This is a genomic window from Lachnoclostridium sp. Marseille-P6806, from assembly GCF_900625025.1.
Classification (GTDB): domain Bacteria; phylum Bacillota; class Clostridia; order Lachnospirales; family Lachnospiraceae; genus CAG-791.
Genome location: NZ_LR130577.1, coordinates 15407 through 29694, shown reverse-complemented (window position 1 = coordinate 29694; position 14288 = coordinate 15407). Strand labels below are relative to the sequence as shown.

Below are 14288 nucleotides of genomic sequence, written 5' to 3'. Positions count from 1 at the left end.
GGACGGGGCGGCAGCGACGGAGCAGACGGAAGAGGCTGCGGCATCCGGCGGCAGGGAGGAACGCAGTCATGTGGCTGGCGGAAAACTGGAAAGATTATGAAGTGATCGACACCTCCGGCGGGGAGAAGCTGGAGCGATGGGGGCAGTACCGCCTGATCCGCCCGGACCCGCAGGTGATCTGGGATACGCCCCGCGGAAAAAGCTGGAAAAATTCCAATGCGCACTACCTCAGGAGCGCAAAGGGCGGCGGGGAATGGGAATTTTTTGATCTGCCGGAGGAGTGGACGATACGCTACGGTGAGCTGCGCTTCCACTTGAAGCCGTTCTCTTTCAAGCATACGGGTCTGTTCCCCGAGCAGGCGGCGAACTGGGACTGGTTTATGCCGCTCATCCGGGACGCGGTGCAGCGCGGGCGCGGAGTGAGGGTTCTGAACCTCTTTGCGTATACCGGCGGCGCGACCTGTGCCGCGGCAAAGGCGGGCGCGCAGGTGACCCATGTGGATGCGTCCAAGGGCATGGTTTCGTGGGCGAGAGAAAACGCGGCCGCCAGCGGACTCGGTTCTGCGCCGATCCGATGGCTCGTGGACGACTGCATGAAATTCGTCGAGAGAGAGCTCCGGCGCGGCAGCCGATATGACGCCGTGATTATGGATCCGCCCTCCTACGGGAGAGGGCCCAAGGGCGAGATATGGAAGATGGAGGAGGGGGTCTTCGAGCTGCTCCGGAAGACCTCCGGCCTGCTCTCCGAAAAGCCCCTGTTCTTCCTGCTGAGCTCCTATACGACAGGGCTGCAGCCCGCGGTGCTCCGCTATCTGCTGCACACGGTGCTGGATGGGAAAACGGCAGGCGTGATCGAGGCCGACGAGCTGGGACTCCCGGTATCCTCAAACGGACTGGTGCTCCCCTGCGGGGCGGCGGGACGCTTTACGGCGACGGAAAATACCCGCTGACCCTGCGGTTGTAATCGGGAATGAGGTGCGAGGTGACGCTCCGGTAGCTGAAAGAATAGGGGGCCTGCCGCGGGAAGTAACGGAGCATGCGCGCGGCAAAAAGGAGTATGGCGGCGATGCAGAGCGCAAGGAGAAGAGGCCGGAAGCCGCGTATCCTCTCTTCCCTCCACCAGCGCCAGTACAGGCACCAGAACACGAACGGTACAAGCAGAAAGAGCGAGGGATTCATCTGCCATGCCGTCCGAAAATCGCCCCGCAGCAGAGCCAGCGCGGCTCTTGTCAGACCGCAGGCGGGGCAGGGAAAGCCGGTCAGAATGACCGACGGACAGGAGGCTTTGAAGCGCGCGAGCATCAGCGCACGCCACAGAAGCAGGAGGGGCGCAGGGAGCGCGATGGCTCCGGCGTCCTTTCTTATATTATTCAGAAATTTCCGGAATGCGGTTTTCATACGGAATACCTGCGGAAGGCAGTCTGCTCTGTTCTCTGTAAAGAAATGCGCGCATCATCTCAAGATGAAGCCGGTTCAGCGCAAGGACGAGACGGCTCACGGGGGAAATGCCCTCCGTGCTGTCGAGATCGGACATAATAACCAGGATATAGGGAAAGGCGCCGTCGTCGACGATGCCTGCGTCTCCATAGACGTTGTAGCGGGGATCCTCGTCATAGGAGATCCAGCCGGCCTTGCTGTATGTCACGCAGCTTTTGCCGAGTGCAGCCTTTATGGCCGATCCGTATCCGGCTTGGAGGACGTCCCGGAGCTTTGCGGCGCGGCTCCCGTTTCTGGACAGCAGCGTTTCGCCCCTGAGCCAGAGCCTTGTCATGTCGATGGGCGTCGTCTCGCTGTAACGGGACGCCCATTCGGTGTTTGTCGTTCCGGCTTCGTCCAGATACCGGCGGAACACGGCGCGGCCGTATTTTTCGGTGAGCAGATTATAATCGCTGTTGCTGGATATCCGGATGGCCTCCTCCATATGCCCGTCGAGAGGGAGGCCGGAATCCAGAAGACTGAAAATGTAAGGGGCCTTTATCATGCTTGCGCTGTAATACTTTGCCCCGGCCCGGCATGCAGCCGCCTCCCCGCTGGTGAGGTCGAGCAGAACAAAGCCGACGCTGTGGCCGTTTTCCGTGCAGGCGTCAAGGGCATCACGGAGCTGCGCGACGGTGCGGTTGCTCATGCCGTGCGGCATATCATACGGCAGCTCCGGCATATCGTCCGCTGTTTTGTCCATTCCGTAGAAGCGGAGTTCCCCGAGGCATCCGGCCGCTGCGGAGCCGCTTTTTTCCGACGTGCGGCTCTTCTTTTGTCCGCTGCTCGCTGCTTCGGCCCTGATCTGGGAGAAGGTGCTCTGCGCGGCGGCGAGATCGGCCCCGGGCAGAGCGCGGACCTCCGGTTTTCCGGGAAAGGAGAGCGCGGGGTCCTCCAGGGCGTCCGCGGCGCGGCAGGCTGCGTTCAGGGCCGCTTCCTTTTCGGCGAGGAGAGCGGCCTTTTTTTCTGCACGTTTCCTTGCGGCCTCCACTGCGGCCGCCTGCTTCCGCAGAAGCTCTGTCCGCAGCGCTTCGGATTCAGCGACGCTTTTTGCGAGGGCCGACAGAGGAGCGGCTTTCGCCGGGGCGGAAGAGCTTCCGGCCCCAGCGTCTGCTTCAATATATGATCGGACTTCTGATTTGTCCTGTGCTTCGTCCTGTGATTCGGCTTCTGTGCGCGGAGCGCCGCCCTGCGCGCCCGGACGGACGAACGGCCTCTTTCCTGTCCGGAGGAGAAGCACGGCGGCGAGCGCGAGGAGGAGCACCGCGGCGGCCGCGGCTCTTTTTTTCATGATGAATATTCTCCCACAGATCCCTCGAAAAGTCGACCGTCCGTCTTGCTTTACTGCGATAACGTATTGACGCAGCAAACAAATCTCTCTATAATGCGTTTCATATGGCGGCGGACAGGGATACCGCAGGAAGAGCCGCCGCGGAAACGGAACGGAAGAGGGGAGAACGGAATGACAGGTGCACAGATTGCGATGCTGACGGCGATGGTCTGTTATCTGCTGGTGATGATCGGCGTCGGCATCAGGCTGTCGGAACAAAATGAGACGGTGGGAGATTTCTATCTCGGAGGGCGCAGGCTCGGCCCCTTTGTGACGGCGATGAGTGCCGAGGCGTCGGATATGTCGAGCTGGCTTCTTATGGGGCTCCCCGGCGTGTGTTATCTGTCCGGCCTTGCGGATGCGGGCTGGACGGCGATCGGTCTCGCAGCGGGAACGTATCTCAACTGGCTGATTGTGGCAAAGCGTCTTCGCCGCTATACGGAGGCGAATCATTCGATCACGATCCCCGGATTTTTTTCAAACCGCTACGGAGACAGACACAGGATTCTCACGCTGATTGCGGCGGTCTGGATCATTGTGTTCTTCGTCCCGTATACGGCCTCGGGCTTTGCGGCCTGCGGCAAGCTGTTTTCCTCCCTGTTCGGCATGGATTATCATGCGGCGATGATTCTCAGCGCCGTCATCATTATTTTCTACACGGCGATGGGAGGCTTTCTTGCGGCAAGCACCACGGACTTCATTCAGAGCATTGTCATGTCGGCGGCTCTGCTTTCGGTTCTGGTCTTCGGCGTCGTGCAGGCCGGCGGCATCGGAGCGGTGGCAGAGAATGCGAGAGCTCTGCCGGGCTATCTCTCCATGCGGGCGGGATATGACGTCCTGTCCGGAAGCGCCGTCCCGTATTCACTTCTTACCATCTGCTCCACGCTCGCGTGGGGGCTTGGGTATTTCGGCATGCCGCACATTCTTCTCCGCTTCATGGCGATTGAGAATGACAGCAAGCTGAAGCTCTCCCGCCGGGTCGCGTCGGCGTGGGTCGTCATTTCCATGGCGGCTGCAGTCCTCATTGGCATGACAGGGCTGGGGATGAGCCGGGCGGGGGTGATCCCCGTGCTGGAGGGGGCTGCCTCGGAGACGGTCATCATTGAGATCGCCGACCTCCTTTCTTCTTCTGGCATTTTTCCTGCTCTCCTTGCCGGGGTCGTTCTTTCGGGGATACTGGCGTCCACGATGTCCACGGCGGATTCGCAGCTTCTCGCGGCGTCCTCGTCCATCTCCAGCGATATCCTGATGGAATGCTTTCATCTGCGCATCGATCAGAAGAGACTTCTTCTGATCTCCCGCGTGAGCCTGATCCTGATCGCCGTTGTCGGGGTTTTCCTTGCATGGGACAGCGACAGCTCGGTGTTCCAGATCGTCTCGTTCGCATGGGCGGGCTTCGGCGCTTCGTTCGGTCCCGCCATTCTGCTGGCGCTCTTCTGGCGCCGCTCGAGCGGCGCGGGCGCGATGGCGGGCATGCTGACCGGCGGTGTGATGATATTTATATGGAAGTTTCTTGTGCGCCCCCTTGGCGGGCTCTGGAATATCTATGAGCTGCTCCCGGCCTTTCTGATTGCGCTGGCCGTGAATGCCGTGGTGTCGCTCCTTACGCCCCCGCCGGCGCAGGACCTCCTCGAGAAGTATGACCGGGTCGCGGCGATGAAGTGAGACGCCGGACCCGGACGGCGGGACAGAGACCGAATTGTACGAAAAAAAATACAATAATTATATCGGAGGCCCGGAAAACCGCTTGCATTCGACGTTTTCCTCCGATATAATCATTTTCGCTGTGACATGATAGCTGTGAAGCGTGAGGTTGCTGTCATCCGCAGGATGACGGGTTATTCCGTGGAGCGAATGTCTGGAGTGTACCGGGAGGTCCGGTACCGCCTCAATAATCTGACGGCAAGTCACTGTACAATCGGGATCTGCAAAACAGCTGCAGAATCGGCGTGCTGCGTCGCGAAGTCGAAACCATCGAAGGAGCCTTTCCGGCTTCGTTTTTATCGGAAGGTCGATGACACACACGGAACTGTGTACAGTCACTGCTTGTCGTACTTGTAAAAAAAGTGCGAAAAGGAGGGACTTTTTTTATGGCAAATCAGGTAATGAGAATCACCCTTAAGGCGTATGATCACGAGCTGGTCGACGGATCGTCCAGAAAGATCATCGAAACCGTCCGCAAGAACGGCTCACAGGTGAGCGGTCCGGTGCCGCTTCCTACGAAAAAGGAGGTCGTCACCATTCTCCGCGCCGTTCATAAGTATAAGGATTCCCGCGAGCAGTTCGAGCAGAGAACCCACAAGAGACTGATCGATGTGATCAACCCGACCCCCAAGACCGTCGAAGCGCTGCAGAGACTGGAAATGCCGGCCGGCGTCTACATTGATATCAAGATGAAGACCAAGGCCTGAGAGGCTCCCCGGGGACAGATCAGCCAGAGGGCGGAGACGCCGCCCTGTGACCGGGAAGTTTTCATTGATGATATAAACGTTCCGCGCCGGCGTATGATGCGGCGCAAGACAGAACCTCTACTAGTATGACATCCCTTTCCTGCGGGAAGGAGAGGCACGGGGGCACCGTCCGCGAAGCAGTCAGACAGCAGTCTGCGGTGCGGCGGGAGACGATTCGGGAAGCGCCCCCTGCTGATGTCCGCTGTAGAAAACGTCCCGGATGAGAAACGGGACAGAAAGAGGCAGATTATGAAGAAAGCAATACTGGCAACAAAAATCGGCATGACGCAGATTTTCAAAGAGGACGGAACACTGGTTCCCGTTACGGTTCTCGAGGCCGGCCCCTGCGTCGTCACGCAGGTCAAGACGAATGAGAACGACGGCTACGAAGCGGTTCAGGTCGGCTTCGGCGCGAAAAAGGACAGAATCACGGTCGTCGACAAGAGCGGCAAAAAGCAGGTGATTCACGAGCACGGCGTTCCGAAAGCACAGCAGGGCGTTTTCAAGAAAGCCGGCACGGAGAGCAGGCGTTTCCTTCAGGAATTCCGTTTTGACAATGCGGCGGAGTACACGCTCGGACAGGAGATCAAAGCCGATATCTTCGCAGAGGGCGACAAGATCGATGCCACGGCGATCAGCAAGGGAAAGGGCTTTGTCTCTGCGATTCAGAAAGGCCAGCACAGAGGACCCATGGGGCACGGCTCCAAGTTCCACCGCCATCAGGGTTCCAACGGCTCGAGCTCCGATCCGAGCCATGTATTCAAGGGCAAGACGATGCCCGGACACATGGGAACGGAGCAGGTGACGGTCCGCAATCTTGAGATCGTCAGAGTTGACGCGGAAAAGAATCTGATTCTGGTCAAGGGCGCGATCCCGGGACCGAAGAAAGGGCTGGTCACGCTTAAGGACACCACCAAGGCGGAAGCCTGATAGCCTGTCCGGGATGAAAGGAGGATCATACAGATGGCAAACGTATCTGTTTACAATATGGAGGGCAAGGAGGTCGGCAAAATCGATCTCAGCGATGCAGTCTTCGGCGCAGAGGTGAATGAGCATCTCGTTCACATGGCTGTTGTGCAGCAGCTTGCAGACAATCGGCAGGGGACGCAGAAAGCGAAGACCCGCTCCGAGGTTTCCGGCGGCGGCAGAAAGCCGTGGAGACAGAAAGGAACCGGCCACGCGAGACAGGGCTCGACGAGAGCGCCGCAGTGGACCGGTGGCGGCATGGTGTTTGCACCGGTTCCGCGCGACTATTCCTTTAAGATGAACCGCAAGGAGAAGAGGGCGGCTCTCAAGTCCGCTCTGACCGACAGCGTCAATGGCAACCGGCTGATCGTCATGGATGAGCTGAAGCTGGACGCGATCCGGACAAAGGACTTTGTCAGGGTGCTGGAGAATCTGAACGTTTCCGGCAAGGCGCTGGTTGTTCTGGCAGACAATGACAAAAATGTCATTCTTTCCGCGAGGAACCTTGCGGGCGTCAAGACGGAGCAGACCGGCGAGCTCAATGTATACGATATCATGAACGCAAAGACCGTGATCGCGACGAAAGCGGCCATTGCGAAGATCGAGGAGGTGTACGCATAATGGCAGCATTAAATTATTATGACGTCATTCTGAAGCCGGTCATCACGGAGAAGAGCATGTCCGTCATGGGCGAGAAGAAATATACGTTCTATGTTCATCCGGATGCAGACAAGATCATGATCCGCGATGCCGTCGAGAAGATGTTCGAGGGAACCAAGGTCGCGAAAGTCAACACGATGAACTGCAGAGCCAAGAAGAAGAGAAGAGGCTATGTGATCGGCTACACGGCGAAGACTAAGAAAGCGATCGTGACGCTGACCGAGGACAGCAAGGATATTGAGCTGTTCGCAGGACTCTGATCCGGGGGAGCTTTCCCGATTCTGCTGCCGGATTCAATTAAACGCGCAGACGGCTTCCCGCCGGCGGCAGCAGCAAAAGCATGCGTGTGATAAAGAAAAGGAGATATACAAATGGGAATCAAGAAATACACCGCATATACGCCGTCCAGACGTAATATGACCGGCTCTGATTTTTCCGAGGTGACGAAGAGCACTCCGGAGAAGTCTCTCATCGTTTCTCTCAAGAAGAACGCCGGCCGCAATAACCAAGGCAAGATCACCGTGAGACATCACGGCGGCGGCAACCGGCAGAAATACAGACAGGTCGACTTCCGCAGACGCAAGGACGGCGTTCCGGCGACGGTCATCGGCATCGAGTACGATCCGAACCGCTCCGCGAACATCGCGCTGATCTGCTACGCGGACGGCGAGAAGTCCTATATCCTTGCTCCGCAGGGACTGACAGACGGCATGAAAGTCATGAACGGCGCGCAGGCTGAGATCCGCGTCGGCAACTGCCTCCCGCTTTCCGAGATCCCGGTCGGTGAAATGGTTCACAACGTTGAGCTGTATCCCGGAAAGGGCGGCCAGCTTGTCCGCTCCGCTGGCAATGCGGCGCAGCTTATGGCGAAAGAGGGCAAATATGCGACGCTCCGTCTTCCCTCCGGTGAGATGAGAATGGTGCCGCTGACCTGCAGAGCAACGATCGGCACCGTCGGCAACATCGATCACAACCTGATCAGCTACGGTAAGGCCGGCCGCATCCGTCACATGGGTATCCGTCCTACGGTTCGCGGCTCTGTCATGAACCCGAACGATCATCCGCACGGAGGCGGCGAGGGCAAGGCTCCGGTGGGACGCCCGGGACCGAGCACTCCTTGGGGCAAGCCTGCGCTGGGTTACAAGACCCGCAGGAGGAAGTCTTCCGATAAGCTCATTGTCAGAAGAAGAAACGCCAAGTCCGCGAGATAATAAGGAGAATACATCATGGCAAGATCGATTAAAAAAGGACCTTTTGCAGACGCGAGCCTGTTGAAGAAAGTTGATGCGGCAAATGCATCCGGCGACAAGACGGTCATCAAGACATGGTCCCGCCGTTCCACTATTTTCCCGTCGTTCGTGGGACACACCTTTGCGGTCCATGACGGCAGGAAGCATGTTCCGGTGTACGTGACCGAGGATATGGTCGGGCACAAGCTGGGTGAGTTCGTGCAGACGAGAACCTACCGCGGCCACAGCGGGAACAATAAGGATGAGAGAAGAGGCTGATTTCCGGTCTCGGGAGGCAGTAAGACTGAAAGGAGTGTGTATCTATGGCGAACGGACATAGATCTCAGATTAAGAGAGACAGAAACAGCCGGAAAGACAACAGACCCTCCGCAAAGCTTTCTTTTGCGAGGATCCCGGTGCAGAAGGCGTGTTTTGTTATGGATGCGATCAGAGGCAAGGATGTCGCGGTGGCAGAGGGAATTCTGGCGTACAACACCAGATATGCTTCCGGCGTCATTCTCAAGCTGCTGAAGTCGGCAGTGGCCAATGCGGAGAACAACAATGGCATGAACCCAGCGAATCTGTATGTGGCGGAGTGCCGTGCGGACAACGGGCCTGTGATGAAGAGAATTCATCCCCGCGCACAGGGCAGAGCATATCGGATTCTCAAGAGAGAGTGCCATCTGACGATCGTTCTGGACGAGAAGAAGGCAGACGCAGAGTAAGCATTGAAAGGAGCCTATAATGGGACAGAAAGTTAACCCGCATGGTCTGAGAGTCGGCGTGATCAAGGACTGGGATTCCAAGTGGTATGCCGAGGGCGATTTCTCCGACCTCTTAGTGGAAGACTACAATATCAGAAAGTTTCTCAAGAAGAAGCTGATGAACGCAGGCGTTTCCAAGATCGACATTGAGAGAACGTCCGACAGAGTGAAAGTCGCCGTCTATGCGGCGAAGCCCGGCGTGATCATCGGCAAGGGCGGCGCGGAGATCGAGAATACCAAGAAAGAGCTGGAAAAGCTCACCTCCAGAAAGTGCCTGCTGGATATCAAGGAGATCAAGAGACCGGACAGAGACGCCCAGCTTGTCGCCGAGAATATCGCGCAGCAGCTTGAGCAGCGCGTCTCGTTCCGCAGAGCGATGAAGTCCTGCATGAACAGAACCATGAAGTCCGGCGTTCTGGGAATCAAGACCTCCTGCGCAGGGAGACTTGGCGGCGCGGATATCGCCCGTACCGAAACGTATTCTGAGGGAACCATTCCGCTGCAGACGCTCCGCGCGGATATCGATTATGGTTTTGCTGAGGCAGATACCACCTATGGCAAGGTCGGCGTCAAGGTCTGGATCTACAAGGGTGAGATTCTTCCTGCAAAGCCCGCAGACAAAGCGGCCAGAAAGGCTGCGGATACGGAAGGGAGCGATAACTAATGTTAATGCCGAAGAGAGTAAAGCATCGTAAACAGTTCCGTGGCAACATGTCCGGCAAGATCTGCCGCGGCACAACGCTTACCTACGGTGAGTTCGGGCTTGTCTGTGAGGAGCCGGTCTGGATCCGCTCCAATCAGATCGAGGCGGCCCGTGTTGCCATGACCCGCTTTGTTAAGAGAGGCGGTCAGATCTGGATCAAGATTTTTCCCGATAAGCCGGTGACCAAGAAGCCTGCCGAGGTCCGAATGGGTTCCGGTAAGGGCGCTGTGGAATTCTGGGTGGCGGTTGTGAAGCCGGGCAGAGTGATGTTTGAGATTGCCGGCGTAGCCGAAGCAGACGCCAGAGAGGCGCTCCGCCTTGCAGCGAACAAACTTCCCTGCAGGTGCAAGATCGTTTCTAAGGCACAGTTGGAAGGCGGTGCAGAATAATGAAGAGTACGACATATGTAAAAGAGCTGCAGAACAAGACGGTTGCCGAGCTGAACGAGGAGCTTGTCTCCGCGAAGAAGGAACTGTTCAATCTGCGGTTCCAGAATGCAACCAATCAGCTGGACAACACGGCGAGAATCACCGAGGTTCGCAAGAACATTGCGCGCATTCAGACCGTTCTGACCAGAAAGGCTGCTGACTGACCGGCGGCGAAAAAAAGCGCTGTTACGTGAAAGGATAGAGATCATGGAAGAGAGAAATTTGAGAAAAGTCCGTATCGGCAAGGTCGTCAGCAGCAAGATGGACAAGACGATCGTCGTCGCCATTGAGGACAACGTAAAGCATCCCGTCATCGGCAAGATTGTCAGAAAGACCTACAAGCTGACGGCTCACGATGAGAACAACGAGGCGGGCGAGGGCGATACGGTCAGAGTGATGGAGACCAGACCGCTTTCAAAGACCAAGAGATGGAGACTTGTTTCCGTCGTTGAAAAGGCAAGATAATCCGACAGAGATTATCCTGACCCGTTCCGGGCTGTGAGAATTTCTGCAAGAAAGGAAATCAACTATGGTTCAGCAGGAAAGTAGATTAAAGGTCGCTGATAATACCGGCGCCAGAGAGCTTCTGGTCATCCGTGTCAGCGGCGGCTCCAGAAGAAGATATGCAAGAATCGGCGACATCGTTGTCTGCGCGGTCAAGGATGCAATACCCGGCGGCGTTGTCAAGAAAGGCGACGTGGTGAAAGCCGTCGTTGTCCGTACCGTCCAGAAGACCCACAGAGCAGACGGATCCTACATTCGCTTTGACGAGAATGCGGCGGTTATCGTCAAGGACGACAAGACGCCTATGGGAACCCGTATTTTTGGACCTGTCGCCAGAGAGCTTCGTGAGAAACAGTACATGAAGATTCTTTCTTTGGCTCCGGAAGTTCTGTAAGGAGGAGACTATCATGGCTACATGCAAGATCAAAAAGGGCGACACCGTCAGAGTGATCGCTGGAAAGAATAAGGGCAAGGAGGGAAAGGTTTCTTCCGTTGACCCGAAGAATCACAGGGTTGTCGTCGAGGGCGTCAACATGGTGACCAAGCACACCAAGCCCTCGGCGGGACATCCGGACGGCGGACTGGTTCAGGAGGAGGCGGCGCTGGATATTTCCAATGTCATGCTTCTTGCGGGCGGCAAGGTGACCCGCGTCGGCTTTAAGATCGAGGACGGCAAAAAGGTTCGCGTCGCCAAGGCGACCGGCAAGACCATCGACTGAGAGAAACGGAAAGGAGGTAACAGCGTTGAGCAGATTAAAAGATCAGTACAATGACGAAATTCGTGAACAGATGACGAAGAAGTTCGGCTACAAGAACGTGATGCAGATCCCGAAGCTGGATAAGATCGTTGTGAATATGGCAGTCGGCGAGGCAAAGGAGAACGAGAAGCTCCTTGAGGCAGCCGCTGCGGATCTGGCTGTCATTACCGGACAGAAGCCGGTCTACACCAAGGCGAAGAAGTCCATCGCAAACTTCAAGATCAGAGAGGGCATGCCCATCGGGTGCAAGGTCACGCTCCGCGGCGACAGAATGTACGAGTTTCTTGACCGGCTCGTGAATCTGGCTCTGCCCCGCGTTCGCGACTTCCGCGGCGTGAATCCGAACTCCTTTGACGGCAGAGGCAACTACGCGCTCGGCATCCGGGAGCAGATCATTTTCCCCGAGATCGAGTATGACAAGGTTGACAAGGTGAGAGGAATGGACGTCATCTTCACCACCACGGCGAAGACCGACGAGGAAGCGAGAGAGCTGCTCAGATTGTTCGGAATGCCTTTTTCCAAGTGAGGGAGCTTCCGGCAGGGCGTATATAATTTTGGAGGATAAATCAGACCATGGCGAAAACATCCATGAAGATCAAACAGCAGATGAAACCTAAGTTCTCGACAAGAGCTTATACTCGCTGCAAAATCTGCGGCCGTCCCCACTCTGTTCTGAAGAAGTACGGGATCTGCAGAATCTGCTTCCGTGAGCTGGCTTATAAAGGACAGATCCCGGGCGTTAAGAAAGCAAGCTGGTAATTCTGATAAGGAGGCAAAATACAGATGAGCACAAATGATCCGATCGCGGATATGCTTACAAGAATCCGTAATGCAAATACGGCAAAACATGATACCGTCGATATTCCCTGCTCAAGGATGAAGCAGGCGATCGCGCAGATTCTCCTTGACGAAGGCTATGTGAAGAGCTTTGATCTTGTCGATAACGGCAGCTTCAAGGACATCCGCATCACTCTCAAGTACGGCGCGGACAAGACGGACAGAATCCTTACCGGTTTAAAGAGAATCTCCAAGCCCGGTCTTCGCGTTTATGCGAACAAGGAGAACCTTCCCAAGGTTCTTGACGGCCTCGGAACGGCTATTCTTTCTACGAATCAGGGCGTGATCACCGACAAGAAAGCCCGCGAGCTCGGCGTCGGCGGCGAAGTCCTTGCATTCATCTGGTAATCGCGGCGCGCTTGCCGTTTCGGAGACGCGGCTCTGCGGGAGACGCTTTCCGGAGAATTTTATGCTTACAGACGTAAAGACAGAATATATGGAGGTACGGGCATGTCACGCATAGGTAAAATGCCAATCGCTATTCCCGCCGGTGTTACCGTCGAGGTAGCAGAAAATAACACGGTGACGGTGAAGGGTCCCAAGGGAACGCTGACAAGAGCACTCCCCAAGGAGATGACGATCAAGCAGGAAAACGGCCAGATCGTCATTGAAAGACCGAATGACTTGAAGAGAGAGAAATCTCTCCATGGACTTACCAGAAGTCTGCTGAACAACATGGTCGTCGGTGTTACCACAGGCTTTGAGAAGAAACTCGAGGTAAACGGTGTCGGTTACCGAGCGGCCAAGCAGGGTAAGAAATTAGTTCTGACATTAGGATATTCTCACCCGGTAGAGATGGAGGATCCCGACGGCGTCGAGACTTCCGTAGAGGGACAGATCATCTCCGTTAAGGGTATTGATAAGGAGCGTGTCGGTCAGCTGGCTGCCGAGATCAGAGACAAGAGAAGACCTGAGCCTTATAAGGGCAAGGGCATCAAGTATGCTGATGAAACCATTCGCCGCAAGGTTGGCAAGACCGGTAAGAAGTAATCGACAGCAGACCATATAAGGAGTGAATCATGATTACAAAGGAGTCCAGAAAGGATATTCGCGAAAAGAAGCATTACAGACTTCGCAACCGTTTCAGTGGAACGGCAGAGAGACCGCGTCTTTCTGTATATCGCAGCAACAGCCATATCTATGCCCAGATCATTGACGACGCCGCCGGCAAAACGCTTGTCGCAGCGGGGACGGTGGAGAAGGACGTGAGGACTGCGCTGAAGAACACCGACGACATCGAGGCGGCGGCCTACATCGGCGATCTTGTTGCAAAGAGAGCGGTGGAAAAGGGCATCACCAAGGTCGTGTTTGACCGAGGCGGCTACATCTATCAGGGCAAGGTCGCAGCGCTCGCAGAGGCAGCCCGCAAGGCCGGCTTAGAGTTCTGAGAAGGGAGAAAGATTTCACATGAAGCGTGCTATGATTGATGCAAGTCAGTTTGAGCTGACCGAAAAGGTCGTTACCATCAAGCGTGTCAGCAAGACGGTTAAGGGCGGCCGCAACATGCGGTTCACTGCGCTCGTCGTTGTCGGCGACAGCAACGGACATGTCGGCGTCGGCCTTGGAAAGGCGACCGAAATTCCGGAGGCGATCCGCAAGGGCAAGGAGGACGCGGCAAAGAATCTAGTCAGCGTCGCTCTGGATGAGAACCTGAGTATTTCCCACGATTACATCGGGCAGTATGGCTCCGCCTCTGTTCTGCTCAAGAAGTCTCCCGACGGTACCGGTATCATCGCGGGCGGCCCGGCGCGTACGGTCTGCGAGCTTGCAGGGATCAAGAACATCCGTACCAAGTCCCTCGGCTCCAACAACAAGCAGAACGTCGTTCTGGCTACCCTCGAGGGTCTCAGCCAGCTCAAGGTTCCGGAGGAGGTCGCGGCAAGACGCGGCAAGGACGTTGCGGATTTCAAGTATTGATCCGTCCGTTCCCATGACACTGTGAAAGGAGAAATACCATGTCCAAGCTGAAAATCACACTGGTGAAGTCCGTGATCGGCTCGGTTCCGAAAAACAGAGCGATCATTGAGTCCATGGGCTTCCACAAGCTGAACAGCAGCGTTGTTCTTCCCGACAATGCGGCGACGAGAGGACAGATCAGACGGATCGCGCCTTACGTCAAGGTTGAAGAAGTAAACGAATAATTACGGCGTGCAGGGGCGGGGCCTCTGCCACCGTATATAGTC

At 56.4% G+C, this 14288-nt stretch carries 24 protein-coding genes; 22 read left to right on the top strand and 2 right to left on the bottom strand.

The window, feature by feature from the left end:
- Nucleotides 1-68: 68 nt before the first annotated feature.
- Nucleotides 69-950: a class I SAM-dependent methyltransferase gene (locus E0E20_RS05710; RefSeq protein WP_130837259.1), complete on the top strand. Its 882-nt coding sequence runs from the start codon at nucleotides 69-71 to the stop codon at nucleotides 948-950.
- Here E0E20_RS05710 and E0E20_RS05705 read toward each other — a convergent pair.
- Nucleotides 925-1398 (bottom strand): DUF2752 domain-containing protein, encoded by a 474-nt coding sequence (locus tag E0E20_RS05705; RefSeq protein WP_130837258.1) that lies wholly within the window; start codon nucleotides 1396-1398, stop codon nucleotides 925-927. The two genes, E0E20_RS05710 and E0E20_RS05705, sit on opposite strands and share 26 nt — an antisense overlap.
- A complete protein-coding gene (locus tag E0E20_RS05700) occupies nucleotides 1367-2767 on the bottom strand; it encodes a serine hydrolase (RefSeq protein ID WP_130837257.1) in 1401 nt (466 codons plus the stop codon). The genes E0E20_RS05705 and E0E20_RS05700 overlap by 32 nt, the downstream gene beginning before the upstream one ends.
- A 171-nt stretch (nucleotides 2768-2938) precedes the next feature.
- On the opposite strand from E0E20_RS05700, the gene E0E20_RS05695 reads away from it, so the two are divergent.
- The 21 genes from E0E20_RS05695 to rpmD all read left to right on the top strand — a co-directional run bounded on the left by E0E20_RS05695 (nucleotide 2939) and on the right by rpmD (nucleotide 14246).
- Nucleotides 2939-4471, top strand: a complete 1533-nt coding sequence (locus E0E20_RS05695) for a sodium/proline symporter (RefSeq protein ID WP_130837256.1) — start codon at nucleotides 2939-2941, stop codon at nucleotides 4469-4471.
- Nucleotides 4472-4896: 425 nt separating this feature from the next.
- Complete coding sequence (gene rpsJ / locus E0E20_RS05690; RefSeq protein ID WP_130837255.1) at nucleotides 4897-5217, top strand: 30S ribosomal protein S10; 321 nt, start codon at nucleotides 4897-4899, stop codon at nucleotides 5215-5217.
- Nucleotides 5218-5505: 288 nt separating this feature from the next.
- Nucleotides 5506-6186 carry a 50S ribosomal protein L3 gene (gene rplC, locus E0E20_RS05685; protein ID WP_130837254.1) on the top strand — a complete coding sequence of 227 codons (681 nt, stop codon included), beginning with the start codon at nucleotides 5506-5508 and terminating at the stop codon, nucleotides 6184-6186.
- A gap of 33 nt (nucleotides 6187-6219) precedes the next feature.
- Nucleotides 6220-6843: a 50S ribosomal protein L4 gene (gene rplD / locus E0E20_RS05680; protein WP_130837253.1), complete on the top strand. Its 624-nt coding sequence runs from the start codon at nucleotides 6220-6222 to the stop codon at nucleotides 6841-6843.
- On the top strand, nucleotides 6843-7142 hold the full coding sequence (gene rplW / locus E0E20_RS05675; RefSeq protein WP_130837252.1) for a 50S ribosomal protein L23: 300 nt from the start codon (nucleotides 6843-6845) through the stop codon (nucleotides 7140-7142). The genes rplD and rplW overlap by 1 nt, the downstream gene beginning before the upstream one ends.
- 111 nt (nucleotides 7143-7253) lie before the next feature.
- Nucleotides 7254-8093, top strand: coding sequence for a 50S ribosomal protein L2 (gene rplB / locus E0E20_RS05670; protein WP_130837251.1), 840 nt, complete (start codon nucleotides 7254-7256; stop codon nucleotides 8091-8093).
- Nucleotides 8094-8108: 15 nt separating this feature from the next.
- Nucleotides 8109-8390, top strand: a complete 282-nt coding sequence (gene rpsS, locus E0E20_RS05665) for a 30S ribosomal protein S19 (RefSeq protein WP_130837250.1) — start codon at nucleotides 8109-8111, stop codon at nucleotides 8388-8390.
- A 44-nt stretch (nucleotides 8391-8434) separates the two neighbouring features.
- A complete protein-coding gene (rplV, locus tag E0E20_RS05660) occupies nucleotides 8435-8836 on the top strand; it encodes a 50S ribosomal protein L22 (RefSeq protein WP_130837249.1) in 402 nt (133 codons plus the stop codon).
- Nucleotides 8837-8855: 19 nt separating this feature from the next.
- Nucleotides 8856-9539 carry a 30S ribosomal protein S3 gene (gene rpsC / locus E0E20_RS05655; protein ID WP_130837248.1) on the top strand — a complete coding sequence of 228 codons (684 nt, stop codon included), beginning with the start codon at nucleotides 8856-8858 and terminating at the stop codon, nucleotides 9537-9539.
- Nucleotides 9539-9967, top strand: a complete 429-nt coding sequence (rplP, locus tag E0E20_RS05650; RefSeq protein WP_130837247.1) for a 50S ribosomal protein L16 — start codon at nucleotides 9539-9541, stop codon at nucleotides 9965-9967. Before rpsC ends, rplP begins: the two co-directional genes overlap by 1 nt.
- On the top strand, nucleotides 9967-10170 hold the full coding sequence (gene rpmC, locus E0E20_RS05645) for a 50S ribosomal protein L29 (protein WP_130837246.1): 204 nt from the start codon (nucleotides 9967-9969) through the stop codon (nucleotides 10168-10170). The genes rplP and rpmC overlap by 1 nt, the downstream gene beginning before the upstream one ends.
- 43 nt (nucleotides 10171-10213) lie before the next feature.
- Nucleotides 10214-10471, top strand: a complete 258-nt coding sequence (gene rpsQ / locus E0E20_RS05640; RefSeq protein ID WP_130837245.1) for a 30S ribosomal protein S17 — start codon at nucleotides 10214-10216, stop codon at nucleotides 10469-10471.
- A gap of 64 nt (nucleotides 10472-10535) precedes the next feature.
- A complete protein-coding gene (gene rplN, locus E0E20_RS05635; protein ID WP_130837244.1) occupies nucleotides 10536-10904 on the top strand; it encodes a 50S ribosomal protein L14 in 369 nt (122 codons plus the stop codon).
- A gap of 13 nt (nucleotides 10905-10917) precedes the next feature.
- The gene (rplX, locus tag E0E20_RS05630) at nucleotides 10918-11229 is read left to right on the top strand and encodes a 50S ribosomal protein L24 (RefSeq protein ID WP_130837243.1); all 312 of its coding nucleotides are present in this window, start codon (nucleotides 10918-10920) and stop codon (nucleotides 11227-11229) included.
- 25 nt (nucleotides 11230-11254) lie between these two features.
- Entirely contained in the window at nucleotides 11255-11794 is a 540-nt protein-coding gene (gene rplE, locus E0E20_RS05625) for a 50S ribosomal protein L5 (protein ID WP_130837242.1), read from the top strand.
- Between the two features lie 47 nt (nucleotides 11795-11841).
- Nucleotides 11842-12027, top strand: a complete 186-nt coding sequence (locus E0E20_RS05620; protein ID WP_130837241.1) for a type Z 30S ribosomal protein S14 — start codon at nucleotides 11842-11844, stop codon at nucleotides 12025-12027.
- Nucleotides 12028-12051: 24 nt separating this feature from the next.
- Nucleotides 12052-12453 (top strand): 30S ribosomal protein S8, encoded by a 402-nt coding sequence (gene rpsH / locus E0E20_RS05615; RefSeq protein WP_130837240.1) that lies wholly within the window; start codon nucleotides 12052-12054, stop codon nucleotides 12451-12453.
- Nucleotides 12454-12555: 102 nt separating this feature from the next.
- Nucleotides 12556-13095: a 50S ribosomal protein L6 gene (gene rplF, locus E0E20_RS05610; protein ID WP_130837239.1), complete on the top strand. Its 540-nt coding sequence runs from the start codon at nucleotides 12556-12558 to the stop codon at nucleotides 13093-13095.
- A 29-nt stretch (nucleotides 13096-13124) separates the two neighbouring features.
- Nucleotides 13125-13493: a 50S ribosomal protein L18 gene (rplR, locus tag E0E20_RS05605; protein WP_130837238.1), complete on the top strand. Its 369-nt coding sequence runs from the start codon at nucleotides 13125-13127 to the stop codon at nucleotides 13491-13493.
- Nucleotides 13494-13512: 19 nt separating this feature from the next.
- Nucleotides 13513-14022: a 30S ribosomal protein S5 gene (rpsE, locus tag E0E20_RS05600; RefSeq protein WP_130837237.1), complete on the top strand. Its 510-nt coding sequence runs from the start codon at nucleotides 13513-13515 to the stop codon at nucleotides 14020-14022.
- A gap of 38 nt (nucleotides 14023-14060) precedes the next feature.
- Nucleotides 14061-14246, top strand: a complete 186-nt coding sequence (gene rpmD / locus E0E20_RS05595) for a 50S ribosomal protein L30 (protein ID WP_130837236.1) — start codon at nucleotides 14061-14063, stop codon at nucleotides 14244-14246.
- The last annotated feature ends 42 nt before the right edge of the window (nucleotides 14247-14288 follow it).

Excerpts from the sequence above, each read along its gene's own strand:
- rpsC (WP_130837248.1), top strand. The coding sequence starts at position 8,856 with ATGGGACAGAAAGTTAACCCGCATGGTCTGAGAGTCGGCGTGATCAAG.
- rpsJ (WP_130837255.1), top strand. The coding sequence starts at position 4,897 with ATGGCAAATCAGGTAATGAGAATCACCCTTAAGGCGTATGATCACGAG.
- rplC (WP_130837254.1), top strand. The coding sequence starts at position 5,506 with ATGAAGAAAGCAATACTGGCAACAAAAATCGGCATGACGCAGATTTTC.
- E0E20_RS05710 (WP_130837259.1), top strand. The coding sequence starts at position 69 with ATGTGGCTGGCGGAAAACTGGAAAGATTATGAAGTGATCGACACCTCC.
- E0E20_RS05705 (WP_130837258.1), bottom strand. The coding sequence starts at position 1,398 with ATGAAAACCGCATTCCGGAAATTTCTGAATAATATAAGAAAGGACGCC.
- rpsQ (WP_130837245.1), top strand. The coding sequence starts at position 10,214 with ATGGAAGAGAGAAATTTGAGAAAAGTCCGTATCGGCAAGGTCGTCAGC.
- E0E20_RS05695 (WP_130837256.1), top strand. The coding sequence starts at position 2,939 with ATGACAGGTGCACAGATTGCGATGCTGACGGCGATGGTCTGTTATCTG.
- rpsE (WP_130837237.1), top strand. The coding sequence starts at position 13,513 with ATGAAGCGTGCTATGATTGATGCAAGTCAGTTTGAGCTGACCGAAAAG.
- rpsS (WP_130837250.1), top strand. The coding sequence starts at position 8,109 with ATGGCAAGATCGATTAAAAAAGGACCTTTTGCAGACGCGAGCCTGTTG.
- rplN (WP_130837244.1), top strand. The coding sequence starts at position 10,536 with ATGGTTCAGCAGGAAAGTAGATTAAAGGTCGCTGATAATACCGGCGCC.
- rpmC (WP_130837246.1), top strand. The coding sequence starts at position 9,967 with ATGAAGAGTACGACATATGTAAAAGAGCTGCAGAACAAGACGGTTGCC.
- rplD (WP_130837253.1), top strand. The coding sequence starts at position 6,220 with ATGGCAAACGTATCTGTTTACAATATGGAGGGCAAGGAGGTCGGCAAA.
- rplW (WP_130837252.1), top strand. The coding sequence starts at position 6,843 with ATGGCAGCATTAAATTATTATGACGTCATTCTGAAGCCGGTCATCACG.
- E0E20_RS05620 (WP_130837241.1), top strand. The coding sequence starts at position 11,842 with ATGGCGAAAACATCCATGAAGATCAAACAGCAGATGAAACCTAAGTTC.
- rpsH (WP_130837240.1), top strand. The coding sequence starts at position 12,052 with ATGAGCACAAATGATCCGATCGCGGATATGCTTACAAGAATCCGTAAT.
- rplF (WP_130837239.1), top strand. The coding sequence starts at position 12,556 with ATGTCACGCATAGGTAAAATGCCAATCGCTATTCCCGCCGGTGTTACC.
- rplX (WP_130837243.1), top strand. The coding sequence starts at position 10,918 with ATGGCTACATGCAAGATCAAAAAGGGCGACACCGTCAGAGTGATCGCT.
- rpmD (WP_130837236.1), top strand. The coding sequence starts at position 14,061 with ATGTCCAAGCTGAAAATCACACTGGTGAAGTCCGTGATCGGCTCGGTT.
- rplV (WP_130837249.1), top strand. The coding sequence starts at position 8,435 with ATGGCGAACGGACATAGATCTCAGATTAAGAGAGACAGAAACAGCCGG.
- rplB (WP_130837251.1), top strand. The coding sequence starts at position 7,254 with ATGGGAATCAAGAAATACACCGCATATACGCCGTCCAGACGTAATATG.
- rplR (WP_130837238.1), top strand. The coding sequence starts at position 13,125 with ATGATTACAAAGGAGTCCAGAAAGGATATTCGCGAAAAGAAGCATTAC.
- rplP (WP_130837247.1), top strand. The coding sequence starts at position 9,539 with ATGTTAATGCCGAAGAGAGTAAAGCATCGTAAACAGTTCCGTGGCAAC.
- E0E20_RS05700 (WP_130837257.1), bottom strand. The coding sequence starts at position 2,767 with ATGAAAAAAAGAGCCGCGGCCGCCGCGGTGCTCCTCCTCGCGCTCGCC.